General features: G+C 71.8%; 16 protein-coding genes and 1 pseudogene. 5 read left to right on the top strand and 12 right to left on the bottom strand.

All coding sequences use genetic code 11. The features are described from left to right. Window positions 1-282, top strand: a complete 282-nt coding sequence (locus tag Afe05nite_RS27375) for an SCO0607 family lipoprotein (RefSeq protein WP_203820099.1) — start codon at window positions 1-3, stop codon at window positions 280-282. Window position 283: 1 nt separating this feature from the next. On the opposite strand, the gene Afe05nite_RS27370 is transcribed toward Afe05nite_RS27375, so the two are convergent. After that, window positions 284-811 carry a CGNR zinc finger domain-containing protein gene (locus Afe05nite_RS27370; RefSeq protein WP_203820098.1) on the bottom strand — a complete coding sequence of 176 codons (528 nt, stop codon included), beginning with the start codon at window positions 809-811 and terminating at the stop codon, window positions 284-286. 86 nt (window positions 812-897) lie between these two features. Between Afe05nite_RS27370 and Afe05nite_RS27365 the strand changes: the two genes are divergently transcribed. Next, entirely contained in the window at window positions 898-1,887 is a 990-nt protein-coding gene (locus Afe05nite_RS27365; protein ID WP_203820097.1) for a DMT family transporter, read from the top strand. Here the strand turns inward: Afe05nite_RS27365 and Afe05nite_RS27360 are convergent. Beyond that, entirely contained in the window at window positions 1,809-2,651 is an 843-nt protein-coding gene (locus tag Afe05nite_RS27360; RefSeq protein ID WP_203820096.1) for a helix-turn-helix transcriptional regulator, read from the bottom strand. The two genes, Afe05nite_RS27365 and Afe05nite_RS27360, sit on opposite strands and share 79 nt — an antisense overlap. 147 nt (window positions 2,652-2,798) lie before the next feature. Between Afe05nite_RS27360 and Afe05nite_RS27355 the strand changes: the two genes are divergently transcribed. Further along, entirely contained in the window at window positions 2,799-3,503 is a 705-nt protein-coding gene (locus Afe05nite_RS27355; RefSeq protein WP_239118229.1) for an SDR family oxidoreductase, read from the top strand. Between the two features lie 26 nt (window positions 3,504-3,529). On the opposite strand, the gene Afe05nite_RS27350 is transcribed toward Afe05nite_RS27355, so the two are convergent. After that, window positions 3,530-3,952 carry a VOC family protein gene (locus tag Afe05nite_RS27350; RefSeq protein ID WP_203820094.1) on the bottom strand — a complete coding sequence of 141 codons (423 nt, stop codon included), beginning with the start codon at window positions 3,950-3,952 and terminating at the stop codon, window positions 3,530-3,532. Window positions 3,953-4,042: 90 nt separating this feature from the next. Next, the gene (locus Afe05nite_RS27345) at window positions 4,043-4,858 is read right to left on the bottom strand and encodes an SAM-dependent methyltransferase (RefSeq protein ID WP_203820093.1); all 816 of its coding nucleotides are present in this window, start codon (window positions 4,856-4,858) and stop codon (window positions 4,043-4,045) included. A 241-nt stretch (window positions 4,859-5,099) separates the two neighbouring features. On the opposite strand from Afe05nite_RS27345, the gene Afe05nite_RS27340 reads away from it, so the two are divergent. Next, entirely contained in the window at window positions 5,100-6,065 is a 966-nt protein-coding gene (locus Afe05nite_RS27340) for a zinc-binding dehydrogenase (RefSeq protein ID WP_203820092.1), read from the top strand. A gap of 261 nt (window positions 6,066-6,326) precedes the next feature. On the opposite strand, the gene Afe05nite_RS27335 is transcribed toward Afe05nite_RS27340, so the two are convergent. From Afe05nite_RS27335 to Afe05nite_RS27300, 8 genes are all read right to left on the bottom strand, one after another. Further along, the gene (locus Afe05nite_RS27335) at window positions 6,327-7,934 is read right to left on the bottom strand and encodes a dipeptide ABC transporter ATP-binding protein (protein WP_203820091.1); all 1,608 of its coding nucleotides are present in this window, start codon (window positions 7,932-7,934) and stop codon (window positions 6,327-6,329) included. Next, window positions 7,931-8,821, bottom strand: a complete 891-nt coding sequence (locus tag Afe05nite_RS27330) for an ABC transporter permease (RefSeq protein ID WP_203820090.1) — start codon at window positions 8,819-8,821, stop codon at window positions 7,931-7,933. Before Afe05nite_RS27330 ends, Afe05nite_RS27335 begins: the two co-directional genes overlap by 4 nt. A 28-nt stretch (window positions 8,822-8,849) precedes the next feature. After that, on the bottom strand, window positions 8,850-9,827 hold the full coding sequence (locus Afe05nite_RS27325; protein ID WP_203820089.1) for an ABC transporter permease: 978 nt from the start codon (window positions 9,825-9,827) through the stop codon (window positions 8,850-8,852). A 2-nt stretch (window positions 9,828-9,829) separates the two neighbouring features. After that, window positions 9,830-11,455 (bottom strand): ABC transporter substrate-binding protein, encoded by a 1,626-nt coding sequence (locus Afe05nite_RS27320; RefSeq protein WP_203820088.1) that lies wholly within the window; start codon window positions 11,453-11,455, stop codon window positions 9,830-9,832. Next, complete coding sequence (locus Afe05nite_RS27315) at window positions 11,456-12,604, bottom strand: acyl-CoA dehydrogenase family protein (RefSeq protein ID WP_203820087.1); 1,149 nt, start codon at window positions 12,602-12,604, stop codon at window positions 11,456-11,458. Next, window positions 12,601-13,800 carry an LLM class flavin-dependent oxidoreductase gene (locus tag Afe05nite_RS27310; RefSeq protein WP_203820086.1) on the bottom strand — a complete coding sequence of 400 codons (1,200 nt, stop codon included), beginning with the start codon at window positions 13,798-13,800 and terminating at the stop codon, window positions 12,601-12,603. The genes Afe05nite_RS27315 and Afe05nite_RS27310 overlap by 4 nt, the downstream gene beginning before the upstream one ends. Window positions 13,801-13,812: 12 nt before the next feature. Then, window positions 13,813-14,550: an alpha/beta hydrolase gene (locus Afe05nite_RS27305; protein WP_203820085.1), complete on the bottom strand. Its 738-nt coding sequence runs from the start codon at window positions 14,548-14,550 to the stop codon at window positions 13,813-13,815. Window positions 14,551-14,671: 121 nt separating this feature from the next. Next, window positions 14,672-15,511 (bottom strand): LysR family transcriptional regulator, encoded by an 840-nt coding sequence (locus tag Afe05nite_RS27300; protein ID WP_203820084.1) that lies wholly within the window; start codon window positions 15,509-15,511, stop codon window positions 14,672-14,674. A gap of 122 nt (window positions 15,512-15,633) precedes the next feature. On the opposite strand from Afe05nite_RS27300, the pseudogene Afe05nite_RS44055 reads away from it, so the two are divergent. Further along, window positions 15,634-16,605 (top strand): annotated as a pseudogene (locus Afe05nite_RS44055) (ketopantoate reductase family protein); the annotation flags it as partial. Between the last annotated feature and the right edge of the window lie 102 nt (window positions 16,606-16,707).

The raw sequence follows: 16,707 nt of genomic DNA, 5'->3' as shown, positions 1-16,707 counted from the left end.
ATGAGCAAACGTAGCCGTACGTCAATTCTGGTGATGGTTGTCGCTCTTGTCGGTGGGTTCGGGTCCGGATGCTCGATCCGGGAGGCGATCTGCGGTTCGGGGCAGTACCCGGTGGCGGCGGTCGCCAGCTACACCGGGCGGGCCTGCGTGTCCGACGGTGAGCCGCCGCCGAGCGGGTTCGTGCGGTTCCCGCAGGGCAAGGAGCCGAAGCAGGTGGGCGACAAGTGGGACAGATATTGGGCGGAGCACCGGCTTGACGGGCAGGGGCGGGAGTTGGCGTGAGCTAGCCCGGTCGACCTGAGTCCGCGCGCCGGCGGTCGCGGAAAGCGGCGACCTTCGCCCGGTTGCCGCAGTCGGCCATGGCGCACCAGCGGCGGGAGGCGTTGCGGGAACCGTCGATGAACACCCAGCGGCAGTCGTCGCCGCGGCACGCCTTGACCCGGGGCCAGTCGGGGCGGGCGGTGGCGCGCAGCAGGGCGGTGACGGTCGCGGCGGCGATGTCCCGCGCGAGGTCGCCGGGGATCTCGGCGCGGAGTGACGGCGTGTCCCGCAGGTCGAAGCGCAGAGGCAGCGTGTCCAGTGCCGACAGGTCGCTGAGGTCGGGCTCGATTCCGTTGTTGCGCAGGGCCAGGCCGCGGATCAGGGCGCGCAGTGTGCGGAGCGCCGGCACGCCGTCCGGGCCGCCGGTGCCGGACCCGCCCAGGCTGCGCCACCAGGTGCGGACGGCGTCGGGGTCGGCGAGTTCGTCGTCCGCACCGTGGGCGGTGTTGGCCACGGCCAGCAGCAGTTCCTCGTCCCGGAGAGTCGTCATGTAACCACCGTACTGGGTTAATCGGTTGCCTCGCGCTGTAACCGGTGTAACCGTAACGGTGGTTACTGGTGGCGAGGGAGACGGACATGAGGCATGGTGGTGAATCGGCGCTGCTGCTGTCGGCCGCGGTGTTCGGCGTGAGCGCGACCCTCTCGGTGTACGCGCTGCGGACCGTGCGCCCGGCCGACCTGCTCGCCGTCGAGATCTCCGGCGCGGCCGCGATCCTGCTTGTCACCGCCGTGGCGCGGCGGCGACTGCACGGCCGGGGCGCCTGGCGGCAGATGCTTGTCGGCATCCTGGTGCCGGGCCTCGCGTTCCTGTTCGGCGATCTGGGACTGGCCCGCACCAGCGCCTCGAGCGGCAGCCTTCTGCTGGCCGCCGAACCGCTGCTGTCGGTGCTGCTGGCGATGGTCGTGCTGGGCGAACGGCTGTCCCGTCGCGCGGTGGGGGCGCTCGCCCTCGGTCTGGCCGGCGGGGCCCTTGTCGCCCTCGAACCCGGCGCCCCGACCGGCGGCGGCACCACCCTCGGCAACGTCCTCGTCCTGCTGGCCGTGGTGGCCTCCGCGCTGTTCCTGATCGCCACCCGCCGCTTCAACGACGCCGGCGACGCCCTGAACGAGAGCGCCTGGCAGACCGTCGGTGGCGCGCTGAGCGTGACGCCGTTCGTGGCCGCCGCCTGGTCCACCGGCGGCACCCGCCTCGACACCGCCGGAACCGCCGGCTGGATCGCCTGCGTCGCGGTCGTCCTCTGCGGCGCGGTGGGCGGCGTCCTGTTCAACCGCGGCATCGCCCGGGTGCCGGCCGTCCGCGCCGGCCTGCTGGGAAACCTGACCCCGGTGGTCGGCACACTGACCGCAGTCGCGTTCCTCGGCGACCGCCCCTCGTTCCGCCAGATCGCCGGCGGCGCCGCCATCCTCGCCGGTCTCGCCCTGCTGCTGCACCGGCCGACGCCGGCGGAGGCGTCCGGCCCCACCGAGCCGGGGCCGGAGCGCCCGGTTCAGGAGCGGGAGACGTCGGCCCGGGACGTGCGCAGCCGAAGGCTCGCCTCCGACGGCGAACCGGGCTCGGCGGTGTAGGTGACAAGCGTCTGATCCGGGTCGTCGGGCGCCCGCAACGCCTCCTGGGCCAGCAGCATGGCGCCGGCCAGCGGGTGGTTCACCTCGTAACTCGCGTGGTGTTTGTCGGCGACCGGGTGTTCGGGCCACAGCTGCCGGAAAAGCTCGCTGTGCCGGGTCAGCTCGGCGACGAGTTCGGCGAGATGCGGGTCGTGCGGGTGGCGCCCGGCGTCGAGGTGCAGGAACGCGATGATGTCGCGAGCCTTGCGCCGCCGGTCGCGGAACAGCGCCCCGGTGTGTTCGTCGAGCAGGATCAGGCGGGCGAAGTTGCGCTCCCGCGGCGGCAGCACCCCGAAGTCGGCGATCAGGGCGGCGCCCAGCGGGTTCCAGGCGAGCACGTCGGTGCGCCGGCCGACGACGAACGCGGGAACGTCGGTCATGGCGTACAGCAGCTGGCGCAGCTGCGGCCGGACCCGCTGCGGCGGAACCGGTCGGCGGGCGGTGCGACGTGGGCGGGCCAGGTCGCGCAGATGCGCGCGTTCGTCGTCGGCCAGGCGAAGCGCGGTGGCGACAGCGTCGAGTACGGCATCGGAGACGTGCGGGCCGCGGCCCTGCTCCAGGCGTACGTAGTAATCGACACTCACGCCGGCCAGCTGCGCGAGCTCCTCGCGACGCAGCCCCGGCACCCGGCGCCGGGTGGGCAGCGGCCGCAGCCCGACCTCCTCGGGTTGCAGCCGGGCTCGACGGGAGCGCAGGAACTCGCCCAATGCGGCGTGCCGATCCATGGGGCAAGTATGGCCGCGCCGCGCCGGTTGAGCATGGTTCTGGCAGACCCACGGTCGACCCGTGCCCTGGCTGTCCATTCCGGACCGGCCGATGCTGAACCCCGAGAACAATTTCCGACCCGTACGGGAGCAATGATGGGTTTGCATGTGCAAGAAGCCACCGCGCTGGTGACCGGGGCCAACCGGGGGATCGGGCGGGCAATCGTCGGGGCACTGCTCGAGCGGGGCATCAAGAAGGTGTACGCCACGGCCCGTGACGCCGCAGGCGTGGCCGCCGACCCCCGTGTGCTCGTGCTGCGGCTCGACATCACCGACGCCGAGCAGGTCGCGGCGGCCGCGTCGATCGCCGGCGACGTTACGCTGCTGGTGAACAACGGTGGCTCGCTCGAATTCGCGGATCTGCTCGCCGGGGACCTCGCGGCGATCGAGACGGACCTGCGGACCAACTATCTCGGTACGCTCGCCGTCACCCGCGCGTTCGTCCCGGTGCTGCGAGCAAACGGCGGTGGGGCGATCGTCAACATGCTGAGCCTGGTGGCGCTGGGCGCGGTCCGGGGCATGGGCGGCTACAGCGTGTCGAAGGCGGCCGCGGCGTCGATGACCCAGGCCGTCCGGGCCCAGGTCGCCGGCCTCGGCATCACCGTGCACGGGGTCTTCCCCGGCGCGGTCGACACCGACATGATCCGGGCGTTCGACATGCCGAAGGCCGACCCGGCCGACGTGGCGCGCACGATCCTCGACGGCGTCGAGGCCGGCGCCGAGGACATCTTCCCCGACCCGATGGCCCGGGACGGCCACCGGACGTGGCGCACCGACCCGAAGATTCTCGAACGGCAGATGGCCGCGATCTGACCCCTCAGCGTCCGGCCCGTTCGCGGTCACGCCCCGACGCGATGACAGACCGCCTCGAGATTGATGCCGTGCAGGTCCCGCACGAAGGCGCCGTAGTAGTCCGCGTGATATTCGGGATGAACCGCGGGCGCCAGCAACGAGGTCGCGCCGGCCTCGAGCGCGGCGCGATGGAAGGCCGCCACGTCGTCGCGGGTGTCGACGGTGAAGGCCAGGTGCATGTTCGTGCCGACGGTGCCCCCGTCGATGAGCCAGAAGTACGGCTTGACGTCCGCCAGCCCGAAGCCGGTCATGGCGGTCGGCTGGTTCGGCGTCGCGTTCGGCGGGATCTCCAGCATCTTCGTGATCCCGATCGTGGCCAGCACAGGTCCGTAGAAGGCGACGGCGGCGGTAAGGTCGGGCACGGCGACGTTGAGGTGGTCGATTCTGGATCCCGAACGGTCAAGAGTCATGTGCTCAGACTCCCCGGGATAGCGGTCAGTAGCTGACCGCTGTCCCGGACTCGCCGCTCGTGCCGCGCTTTCCCTTCGGCCGGAGGTGGTTCAGGGTTTGCGGGCCACGGCGCCCCAGACGCCGACGTTGCTGGGGTCCGGCACGGCGGTGCCGGGGTCCGGCCGCCAGTCCGAGACGGGGACGATCCCGGGCTCGACGAGCTCGAGGCCGTCGAACAGCGCGCTGAACTCCTCGCGGCCGCGCAGCCAGTAGTCGGAGCGGCCGGCGCTTGTCATCTTCTCGTGCGCGGCGATCTGCTCCGGTGGCATGAAGTCTCCGGTGACGTGCGTGACGGCAAGGTAACTGCCGGACGGCAGTTCGCGCATCAACCGGTCGACGACGGGTTGGGCGGCACCTTCGCCGGGGACGAAATGGAACACCGCGATGATCATGAGGGCGACCGGGCGGCTCAGGTCGAGGGTGTCGGTGAGCTCGGCTCGGCTCAGGATGGCCTCGGGCTCGCGCAGGTCGGCCTGCAGGTAGGCGGTCTGCCCCTCGGGTGTGCCGCGCAACAGCGCTCGTGCGTGCACCAGGACCAGCGGGTCGTTGTCGACGTAGACGATCCGGCTCTCCGGGGCTATCCGTTGCGCGACCTCGTGGGTGTTGTCGGCGGTGGGCAGCCCGGTGCCGATGTCGAGGAATTGACGCACCCCGGCCTCTTCGGTCAGGTACCGCACCACCCGTTGCAGGAAGGCCCGGTTCGCTCGCACCCCGACCGGGATCCACGGGAAATGGCGCAGGAACTCGTCGCCGGACTCGCGGTCGGCGGCGAAGTTGTCCTTACCCCCGAGCCAGTAGTTGTAGCGCCGAGCCGGGTGCGCCACGCTGGTGTCGATCGGGTCCGGGCTTACCTGCGGGTCGACCATGCGCACACTCTAAACCCGACACTGAACGGTGCCGGCGGGCGGCGCGCCCATCCCCGCGGCGAAGTGGCCGGTGATCCGAGGGGTCGCGGCGCCGGCCGGAATGCCGCCGGGCGCGCAGGCGACACCAGCTACGGAGGTCGATCCGGTAGGTAGGCCACGCCGGGCAAGTGTCGTCTTGACCTGCACCAAGGTTCAACTTGAAGACTGCCCAGGACGTTGTCTCACGTGAAGGGTGTGGTCCATGCGCGCGATCCAAGTGGCTACCTATGGCGGTCCGGAAGTCCTGTCGCCGGCGGATCTGCCCGACCCGGTGCCCGCACCCGATCAGGTCGTCGTCGGCATGGCCGCAGCCGACGTGATCTTCCTCGACACGCTCCTGCGGGGCGGCTGGGGACAACAGTTCTTCCCCCGAACTTTGCCCTACGTGCCCGGTGGCGGGGGCTCGGGCGTGGTGCTCGAGACCGGCCCGGAGGTTGATCCGGCATGGCTCGGCCAACGCGTGGTCGTGCAGACCGGCGCCAGCTATGCCGAGCGCGTCGTCGCCGACGTCGACGAGATCATGCGCGTTCCCGCCGGCCTGCCCATCGACATGGCCGCGGCACTGGTCCACGACGGCGCGACCGCGGTTCGTCTCAACCGGCTCGGCACTCCGAGGAAGGGCGAGTGGGTACTGGTCGCCGCGGCGGCCGGCGGCGCCGGATCCCTGCTGGTTCAGCTGGCGGTCGGCGCCGGAGCGCGGGTGGTGGCCGCCGCCTCCAGCGACGCGAAACTGGCATTGGGTCGCCGGCTCGGCGCGGAAGTCACCATCGACTACACGCAACCGGACTGGACGGCCCAGGTGCGAAAGGTGACAGGCGGCGGCAGTCCCCTGGTCTACGACGGCGCCGGTGGTCCGCTCGGCACGCTCGCCTTGGACGCGGTCGCCGATGGTGGCCGGTTCGTCACCTACGGTACTGCCGACGGCTTCGCCGCTCCGGATCGCGAGACGGCCGCCCGCCGAGGCATCCGGCTGATCGCACCGCTGCTCGACGGCCCACCCGACCGGCGGACCCGGCGCGAACTGCTGGGCGTAGCCCTGGAACTGGCCGCGGCGGGCCGCCTGCGCCCCACCGTCGGCGACACCTACCCGCTGGACCGGGCCGCGGACGCCCACCGCGCACTGGCCGCGCGCACGACGATCGGGAAGTCTCTGCTGCTGTTCCGGTGAAGAACAGGCCGATGTCACCCCCCAACGAGAGCGTGCCCCGGTGGACCTCGTCGACGATCCGCAACAGCGCGCTGATCCACCAGACGCCCGGCGGCACCGGCCGGCCGGCGAACGCGGGACCCCGAGATGGTCGGTGGACCAGCCGATGGCCGACGCACCGGCCACCATGTGGCGCCGTTGAGCAGACCGGTGACGGTCTCGACGAGCGCCGGCCCCGGATGCGCCCGGGCCCCGGCGAGCTGGGCGGCCAGGGGGGAGCCTCTACGCGGCATCGACCACGCGCCGGCCGGGAATGGCGTCGATCAGCTCGCGGGTGTAGGGGCTTGTCGGGTGGGTGAAGACCGCCGCCACCGGGCCGTGCTCGACGACCTTGCCCCGGCTCATCACCGAGACCGTGTGCGCGACCTCGGCCACCACCGCCAGATCGTGCGAGACGAACAGGTAGGACAGCCCGAGCGCGGCCTGCAGATCGGTGAGCAGCTGCAGGATCTGCTCCTGCACCAGCACGTCGAGGGCGGAGACCGGCTCGTCCAGCATGATCAGGTCGGGGCACAGGGCCAGCGCGCGGGCGATCGCCACACGCTGCCGCTGGCCGCCGGACAACTCGCTGGGCAGCCGATCGAGGTAGGACGCCGGCAGGGCCACCTGGTCGAGCAGTTCGCGGGCGCGTTCGGCGCGGCTCCGGCGGTCGCCGATCCGGAACGACACCAGCGGTTCGGTGATCGACTGGCCGACGGTGAATTTGGGGTCGAGCGTCGCGAAGGGGTCCTGGTGCACGAGTTGGGCCTTGCGGCGCAGCGGGCGCAGCTGGTTCCACGACCGGCCGACGATCTCGTCGCCGTCGAGCACCACCGAGCCGCTGGTGGCGGTCTCCAGGCCGAGGGCGATGCGCAGGGTGGTGGTCTTGCCGCAGCCGGACTCGCCGACCAGCGCGTGGGTCCGCCCGCGCGGCACGGTGACATCGACCTTGTCGAGGGCGTTGAAGCCGCGGTCACCGCGCCGCAGGTCGCCCGGGGCGAAGGTCTTGCTCACCTCGGTGAGGGTCAGGATCGGATCGGGTACGGCCTTTTCGCGCACGTCGAAGCGAGGGGCCAGTCGTGGTGTCGCCGTGGTGAGCCGCCGGGTGTAGCTCTCCCGAGGCGCGCTGAGCAGGGTGACCGGTTCGCCCTGCTCGACCAGGCGCCCGTGCCGCATCACGACGATCCGGTCGGCCCGGTCGGCGGCGACGGCCAGGTCGTGCGTGATGATCAACAGCGAGATGCCCTGGTCGCGGACGAGCCCGCCAAGGTGGTCGAGGATCCGCTTCTGGACGGTGACGTCGAGCGCGCTGGTCGGCTCGTCGGCGATGATCAGCTTGGGTCTGCCGGCCAGCGCGATCGCGATGAGCGCGCGCTGGCGCAGACCGCCGGAGAGCTCGTGCGGATATTGCCGGGCCCGCGACCCGGGGTCTGGCACACCGGCCTGCTCGAGGTGTTCGAGCACCTCGGCCCGCGCCGCCGCCCCGGTCAGGCCGCGCAGCTTGACCGCCTCGGCGATCTGGTGGCCGACGCGCTGGGTCGGGTTGAGCCCGACCATCGGGTCCTGCGGGATCAGGCCGACCACCGAGCCGCGCAGCCGGCGCAGGGTGCGCTCGCTCGCCCCGGCGGTCTGGACGCCGTCGACCACGGCCGACCCGGCGGTGATCCGCCCGTTCGCCGGCAGCAGGCCGATCAACGCGTTGGCGGTGGTGGTCTTGCCCGAGCCGGACTCGCCGACGATGGCGACGACCTCGCCCGGCTCGACGGTCAGATCGAGGCCGACGACGGCGGGCTGCACCTGGCGATGCCGGACGTAGCCGACGTCGAGGCCCTTGATGTCGACGAGGGTCATCGGGTCAGCTCCTGCAGGGTCTTGGAGATGTGGTTGAGGCCGAGCACCAGCAGGGCCACGAACAGGCCGGGCAGCAGGCTCAGCCACCACGAGGTGACCAGGTAGTTGCGGCCGTCGGCGATCAGCGTTCCCCACTCGGCGGCGGGCGGGGCGGCGCCGAAACCGAGGAAGCTCAGCGAGGCGATCGCGATGATCGCCACGCCGGCGTCGAGCACGGCCAGCACGGCCACCGGACCCCACGAGTTGGGCAGGATGTGCCGCAGCAACACCCGGGTCCAGGACGCGCCGCCGGCCCGTGCCGCCTCCACGTACGGCAAGGTCTTCACCCGTAAGACCTCGGCCCGTGTCGTCCGCGCGAAGCCGGGGACGATGGCCACCCCGACGGCCACCGCGACCGGCACGGTGCCGTAACCGAGGGCGGTCACGATCGACAGGGCGAGCAGCAGTCCGGGGATGGCCAGCAGCACGTCGATGCCGCGCATCAGCACCGCGTCGAGCACGCCGCCGAAGAAGCCCGCGACGATGCCCAGCCCGAGCCCCGCCACCAGGGCGATGGCCAAGGCGATCAGGGTGGCCTTGATGGTCAGCGGGGAGCCGTGGAGCACCCGGGACCACAGATCCCGGCCGTAGATGTCGGTGCCGAACAGGTGGGCCGCGCCGGGCGCCTGGGCCACTGTCGCCGGATTCGTCTCGTAGGGATCCTGGGCCGAGAAGAGCTGCGGCCAGAACGCCGAGACGACGACGAACAGCACGTAGAGGGCGGACAGCAGGAACACCGGCTTGCGAGCCAGCTGCCCGAGGTTGGCGATCAGGTTGGCCCGGCGGCCGCCGGCCTCGTCGGCCGCCCGCGGCACCTCGGTCACGACGTCAGCGACGGCGGCGGTCATGCTGAGCCCTCCTTGGGTATGCGGGCGGTCATACCGGCACCACCTCCGGGGCGGGGCGGACCCGGCCCCGGGTGTGCGAGATCCGCGGGTCGAGCAGTGGGTAGAGCAGGTCGACGATCAGGTTGACCAGCACGAACATGGCCGCCGCCACGGTCACCACGGCGAGCACGACCGGCACGTCCTGGGACAGCACCGATTCCTGGGCGAGCTTGCCGACGCCCTCGCGGGTGAACACCGTCTCGACCACGATCGAGCTGGTCACCGTGAGGCCGACGAGGACGCCGAGGATGGTCATGGCGGGCAGGGCCGCGTTGCGGAAGGCGTGCTTGAGGTGCACCGCCGACCGCGACAGGCCTTTGGCCCGCGCGGTGGCGATGTAGGGCTGCCGCAGGGTCTGGTCGAAGCTCTTGATCAGAACCTGAGCGAGTACGGACGAGGTGAGCACGCTGATCGTGACGATCGGCATGACCAGCGACCGCACGCCCTGGTTGCCGGTGGCCGGCAACCAGCCGAGCTGGAACGAGAAGAACTGGATGAGGAACAGCGCCACGAAGAACTGCGGGAACGACGCGCCCAAGGCGGGCAGCCGGGTCAGGAACACCCGCAGCGGGTTCCAGCGGGCGAACGTGGCCAGGTAGGCCAGCGTCGCGCCGGTGATCAGCGACAGGACGGCGGCGCTCGCGCTGAGCGTCAGGGTGCCGCCGATCCGCTGGGTGATGAGGTCGCTGACCGGTACCTGCTGACTGAGCGAGGTGCCGAAATCGCCGTGCAGCACGCCGGTCAGGTGGTGCCAGTACTGCGCCCAGATCGACTGGTCGAGGCCGAACCGGTGCTTCATCCCGGCCAGCTGGTCCGGTGTGAGGCTGTCCTGCTGGACCCCGGCGGCGGCGAGCTGAAGCTCCATCGGGTCGCTGGGCAGCAGGTAGAGGATGGCGAAGGTGAGCGTGAACGCCGCCCACAGGACGGCGCCCGCCTGGACCACCCGCCCGATGACGTACCGGGTCATGGTCAGTCCTTCCAGACGTCGTTGAGCCTGAGGAAGCTCTCCGACGTGAACGCGAACCCGTGCACCTTGCCGGAGACGCCGGCCTTCTGCACCCGCTCGGCGAGCGGGAAGGTGATGGCGTTGTCGACGAGGTAGTCCTGCAACTCGCCGTAGGCCTTGCCGGCCGACGCCGGGTCGGTGGTCTCGAGCGCCTTCTTGAACAGCGCCTGGATCTGTGCGGTCTCCGCCGGGGCGGCCGCCTGCCGGGCGAGCGCCTTGGAGTTGGCGACCTCGGGATTGATGATGAACTGCAGCGCGCCGGGGTCGGCCCGGGTGAAGTAGGTGGAGGTCAGGTCGTAGCTGCCCTCCTTGAGATAGGTTGCCGACTGGGCGGTGGTGAGCTGGCGCAGCTTCAGGTCGATGCCGACCTTCTTGAGCTGGGCCTGCAACAGCTCGGCGCCCGGGTTGAAGGTGGTCAGTGGGTAGTCGATGGTCAGCTTCGCGCCGTTCTTCGCGCGGATGCCGTCGGCGCCGACCAGCCAGCCGACCGCGTCCAGCGCCTTGCCCGCGCCGTCCGGGTCGTAGGCGAGCTTGGCCGCCTGGGACTTGAAGTACGGCGTGGCCCGGTCGAACGGCCCCTCGACGATCGGGTAGGTGGCGCCGTAGAGCGTGGTCGCGTACGTCTTGACGTCGATCGCCTTGAAGAGCGCCTGCCGCAGCGCCGGGTCGCTGAGCGGGTGACCGGCACTGACGTTGCCGAACAGGGTCAGCGAGACGCCGGGCAGTGACCGGGCCTCGACCTTGTCGCCGGACTTGCTGATCAGCTGCTCGTCCTGCGGGCTGAACGGGTTGCGCGGCCACGCGATGTCGGTGGCGCCGCTGATCAGGTTGCCGGTGCGGACGCTGTCCTCGGCCACGTAGTTGAAGACGACCTTGGCGAGTTTGGCCTCACCGGTGTTGGTGGACAGCGCCGAGCCCCACGCGTAGCCGGGCCGCTTGGTCAGGACGGTCTCGACCTTGGCGGTGTAGTGGTCGAGCTGGAACAGGCCGGAGCCGACCACGCCCTTGCCGGTGCACCGCTCGGCCGGGGTGAGCCGGAACTCGGCCGGGTCGGTGATGGCCAGGTTGGTGGTGGAGGTGGCCTGCAGGAACGACGAATTCGGCTTGCTCAGCCGGAACACCACGGTGTGCGGGTCGGTCACCGTCGCGCCGGTCAGGCCCTGGATGTACGACGAGCCGTAGGCGGCGCCGTTGGTGTCCTTGACGGTCTGGATCCAGCCGGTGGCGTTGTCGGCGACGGCCTGCGCGTCCAGCTTCCTGCCGTTGGCGAAGGTGACGTCGTCGCGCAGGTGGAAGGTGTAGGTCAGGGCGTCCGGGCTGATCTCCCAGGTCTTGGCGAGCCAGGGCACGATCTTGCCGGTCTGTGGGTCCTGGTCGGTGAGCGAGTCGGCGTAGTTGCGGATGATCGTTCGGCTCTCGATCCAGTAGACCTGGAACGGGTCGATGCAGGAGAACGTCGGGTTGTCCGGCCAGAACGACACCCTGAGGGTGCCGCCGCCCTTCGGCTCGCCGGAGTCTCCCGCCGAGTTCCCGCCGCAGGCGGCCAGGGCGAGGACCGCGGTTGCCGCGATCATGGGTCGGAGGCGCATCTATCTTCCTTCGGTGAGAATGCGGCGGCCGCTCGCGAGCAGGACGGTGTCCTCCTGCGGCGGGTGAACACGGATGCAGAGCGCGTCGCGCAGATGGCGTTCGAGCGAGTGGTGCCGGGACAGGCCGGGATTACCGAGGGCGGCCACCGCGGTCTGGGTGGCGGCGATCACCGACCGGGCGATCGCGACCTTGAGGTTCGACAGCTCGGCCGCGATCGGGTCGCCGGCTTCCAGGCGCAGCAGCGCGCCGTGCAGCAGGGTCTCGGCCTCGGTTATCCGCAGGTCGATCTCGCCGGCCACCGCCTGGATGCGCTCGGTCCGGGCGATCGGCTTGCCCAGCGCGGCCGGCACCCGGTTGCGGGCGAACTCGGCGAACGCCGACCGGGCCGCACGGGCGACCCCGATGTAGAGGGCCGGGTGGCCGAAGCTCTGCGGGCCGGCCGTGGCGGCCGGGTCGCGATAGACGCCGTCGGGGCCGCGCGGGATCTCGACGAACGCCGCGGCGGGCACCCGGACGTCGTCGTACACCACGTCGTGGGTGTTGGAGGCGCGGAGGCCCAGGTGGTCCCAGGTGTCGACCCAGCTGATCCCGGGCCGGTCGCCGGGGACGATCAGGTGCCCGACGCGACCGTCGTCGGCGAGCACCCACACCACGTGGTAGGCCAGGCCGGCGCCGCCGGTGGCGTACGCCTTGCGGCCGTTGAGCACCCAGTCGTCGCCGTCGCGGGTGGCGGTGGTTTTCGGCAGGCCGCCGCGGGCCGGAGCGCCCAGCTCCGGCTCCGCGCGGATCGCGTTCACCAGCGCCGGCCCCGTCTCGGAACGCGCGAGCAGGTCGGCGTAGAACGCTTCCGGCCAGTGCGGGCGGGCGGCCTGCCCGGCGTGCGACATGAGCACGTTGGCGGCGAGCAGGCCGACCGAGGCGTCCCCCTCGCCGATCGCGGTGAGGATCCGGGCGGTGTCGCGCGGTCCCAGCCCGGGGCCGCCGAACTGGGTGCCGACGGTCGCGGTGAGCAGCCCGGCCCGGTGTGCGGCCTCGATGCCCTTCCACGGCAGTTCGCCGGTGCGGTCGTAGTCGGCGGCGGTCGCCGCGATCTCCTCGGTGACTCCGGCCAGCGCGTCCGGGGCGAGATCGGGGGCGGGGAAGCTCACGACCGGCTCGCGGTGGCGAACTCGCCGTACTCGGCGCCGTAGTTGCCGAGGTGCTCGGCCTGGAAATCGCTGCGCCGGCCGGTGGCCTTGCGGTGGGCGAGTTCCTGGCGGACGAGCGGCAGGATGTGGCGGCCGTAGTCGACGGCGTCGGCGAGGGTGTCGTAGCCGCGGATCGACACCAGCGACGCGCCCTGGTCGACGTAGTCGAGGATCGCGGCGGCCACCGTCTCGGGCGAACCGACGAGCGCGGTGGACGCGCCGGCCGCGTTGGTCACCGCCGCCGTTTTGGTCCACAGTGCCCGGTCGTAGAGCTCGGAACGGTCGGCGAAGGCGAGCGCGCGCTGCGAGCCGACGTTCTGCGGGTCGGTGCCGGCCGCCGGCGGGCGCACCTTGGCGAAGTTGGCCGCGATCCGGCTGACGTAGTCGTGCGCCTTTTCCCAGGCCAGTTCGTCGGTGCGGGCGATGATCGGGCGGAAGGTCACCCAGATGCGCGGCAACGTGGTACGGCCGGCCGCGCGGGCGATGCCGTGCACCCGGTCGATCTCGCCGCGCAGGTCGTCGAGGGGCTCGCCCCAGAAGCTGAAGATGTCGGCCTTGGCCCCGCCGACCGCGAACGCCTCGTCGGACTGGCCGCCGATCGAGATCGGGATCGTGCTCTTGTGGGGTGCGAAACCGGGGCCGAAGTCGTCGAACCTGTAGAACTCGCCGTGGTGGGAGAACGCGGCCGGCGCGGTCCACGATCGGCGCAGGATGTCGATGTACTCCGAGGTGCGGGCGTACCGCTTGGCCTTGGGCAGGTAGTCGCCCTGCCGGGCCTGTTCGGCGTCGCTGCCGCCGGAGATCAGGTGGACCACCGCGCGGCCCTCGGTGAGCTGGTCGAGGGTGGCCAGCTTCTGCGCGCCGACGGTCGGGAAGGTGGTGTTCGGGCGCAGCGCGACGATCGGCCGGACGTGCTCGGAGAGCTGTCCGACCGCGCTGGCGGTGACGAACGAGTCGGCGCTGGACGCCCCGTACGGCAGCAGCGTGTAGTCGTAGCCGCCCTCCTCCAGCGAGCGCACGTAGCGGCGGAAGTAGTCGAGGTCGATCCCGCGGCCGGGCATCGGGTTCAGCTCGGTCGATGGGTTGAGGTGGGTGAGGCTGATGAACTCGACCTCGGGCGACGCGGTGGCCGGGATGTTCTCGTCGAAGGAAGGCATTGCGGATCCTCTCTAAAGGGTTTCGGCGATCGCGATCGGCGCGAGGTCGCCCCCGGCCCGGAGTCGCTCGAGGAAGAGCACGATGGAGGCCGCGACGGTGCGGTGGGTCTGGTCGTTGAGGGCGTCGTGCGGGGCGCCGGCGATGCCGATGAGCTCGGCCCGCGGGACGCGGGCGTACCAGGCGAGGGCCTCGTCGACCGGGCTGATCGGGTCGGCGCGACCGTGGATGCCGAGCACCGGTACGGAGATCCGCTCTGGTGTCGTCGCGTCGAACCACTCGGCCGGCAGGTCGGCGAAGAGTTCGGCCGGGCGCACGCCGGCCCGGCTGATCCGGGCGCGGTGGGTCGGGCAGGACGAGCGCGCGTCCAACTCGTCGTCCCAGCTCCGGGCCGGGGCGGCGCTCACGGTGACCGGCAGACCGGCGAGCACCAGGGCGGTGAACGGGGCCGGGGTGGTCGCGGCCAGGTGGGCCGCGTAGGCGGCGCCGGCGTCGGCGCCGACGAGCACGACCGGGCGCTCCGGGTCGGCGGTCGCGAGCAGCCCGTCGACCTGGTCACGGGTGATCGCGGCGGCGTCGGTGGGAGCCTCGACGACGTGCACGCGGTAGGCGTCGGTGGCCAACCGGCGGCCGAACCGCTCGTAGACCTGGGGGGACTCGCCCCGGCCGGGGAGCACGATGAGCGTCCCGCGCAGCGGCACCGGGTCGGGCTCGGTCCAGGTGAGGATGGCGTCGGACTGGGCGAGCGTCATGGTGGGCCTTCCGATGTCGGAGCGGGAATCCCTATAAGACCTACCAACTCAATAGGTTTTTGAAAAGGGTTCGTCCGACGACGATTCGCGATCGGTCCGATCGCGAACCCTTATCGGTTGCTCAGCGCGGTCCCGCGAAGGCCCGGCGCAGGACGTCGGTCACCGCCGCGGCCAGGGTGGGATCGGTCCCGACCCGGGTGCGCAGGCTGAGCGGCGCCGGCGGGGCCGGCGGCAGATCGGTGCGCTCGGCGAGGCCCGGCGGCACGGTGGCGGCGGTCGCCATCAGCGCCACGCCGAGCCCGGAGCGGACGGCGTCGAAAACGCCCGCCACGTAACCGCTGTCACAGACGACGTACGGATCGAGACCACGCGCCGACAGCGTGGCCAGTGCGCGGCGGCGCAGCACGCAGGGCTCCGCGATGGCGACGACCGGCCAGCCCCGGTCGGTGGGCGGATGCCAGCTCTCGGCGCAGTACCAGCTCAGCGGCAGCGAGCCGATCAGGATGCCGTCGGCCGAGGACGCCTCGGCGAGATAGACCGCGAGATCGAGAGCGCCCTGGTCGATGGCGGCGTCGAGGCGGCGGGTGCGGTCGAGGCGGAACCGCACCTCGTGACGCGGCAGCGCGGCGGTGATGGCGGGCAGGATCAGGTCGGCCGCGTGCTCGGTGGCGCCGACGGTGATGGTCGGCCACTCGGGCCCGACCAGGCGCCGCAATCCCTCGTCATGCGCGGCCAGGATGCGCCGGGCCTCGGCGAGGAGCGCCTGGCCGTCCGGGGTGAAGACGGACGTACGCCCATGTCGCTCGACGATCGCCCGGCCGAGCACCTTCTCCAGCCGCCGGATGTGCTGGCTCACCGCCGACTGGCTGACCCGCAGCGTGGCGGCGGCCCGGTGGAAGCCGCCGTAGTCGGCCACCGCCGCGAGGCTGCGCAGCGCCACGATGTCCAGCACGGGTCCCATGCCCCGGACGCTAACAGTCGATCGATAAGAAGTTGTGTGCTGTTGCGATCAAGGATCGGCATTGGACAGGCGGCCCGCCGCGGGGTGATGCTGGCGGTACCGCGCCCGCTCGGAGGAGTCAGATGACCAGCGCCACAAATCCTACTCAAGCTATCGATAATGCAGGCAATTCGATCCGGTACGTGGTGATCGGCGCTGGAGCCGTGGGCGCTACCATCGCCGCCGAGCTGCACCGCGCCGGCGTCGACACCCTGCTGGTGGCCCGCGGCGCCCAGCTGGCCGCGCTGCGCGAGAACGGCCTGGCCTACGTCCGTCCCGACGGCACCCACCAGCTCCGCGTCCCGGCCGCCGCGGGCCCCGCCGAGGTCGACCTCACCGACGCGGACGTCCTCGTCCTGGCCACCAAGACGCAGGACACCGAGGCCGCGGTCGGCGAGTGGGCCTGGCGTCCGGTCAAGCGTGCCGACGGCACCACCGGCCTGGCCGCCACCGACACACCGGTGGTCACCCTGCAGAACGGACTCGACAGCGAGCGCATCGCGCTGCGCGGTTTCACCCACGTCATCGGTGGCGTCGTCTGGATTCCGGCCCAGTTCGTCGTCCCCGGCGAGGTCGTCAACCACGCTTGGCCGGTCCCGGCCGTCCTCTGGCTCGGCCGCTTCCCCGCCGCCGCCCCGCCGGGCGCCGAGCCGGGCCCGCCGTCGGCCGCCGAGCGGGTCGCGATCGACCTGCGGCGCGGCGGATTCACCGTGCACACAGTCGACGACATAGTCGGCCACAAGGCCGACAAGCTGATCGGCAACCTGGTCAACGGCCTCGACGCGCTCTACCGGCCCAGCGAGCTGCGGGACGTCGCGCTCGCCCGGCTGCGGGCGGAGGCCGATGCCGTCTACCGGGCCGCCGGCATCACGCCGGTCAGCCGTCCGCGGCAGGACTTCCGCGTCGCCGACATCCCCGGCCACCCCCGCGTCGGCAACTCGACCTGGCAGAGCCTGGCCCGCGCCGGCCGCACCGAGATCGATTTCCTGAGTGGCGAGATCGTCCTGCTCGGCCGCCTGCACGGCGTGCCCACCCCGGCCAACGCCGCCGTCCAGGCCCGCGTGCACCGGGCCGGGACCAACGGCATCACCCCCGGCTCCCTCGACGACGCCGACCTGGCCGCCACGTTCCCCGGCCTGACCACCGCGGCGGGCGAC

The organism is Paractinoplanes ferrugineus (assembly GCF_016862195.1).
Lineage (GTDB): Bacteria > Actinomycetota > Actinomycetes > Mycobacteriales > Micromonosporaceae > Actinoplanes > Actinoplanes ferrugineus.
This window is presented reverse-complemented; position numbering and strand designations above follow the sequence as displayed.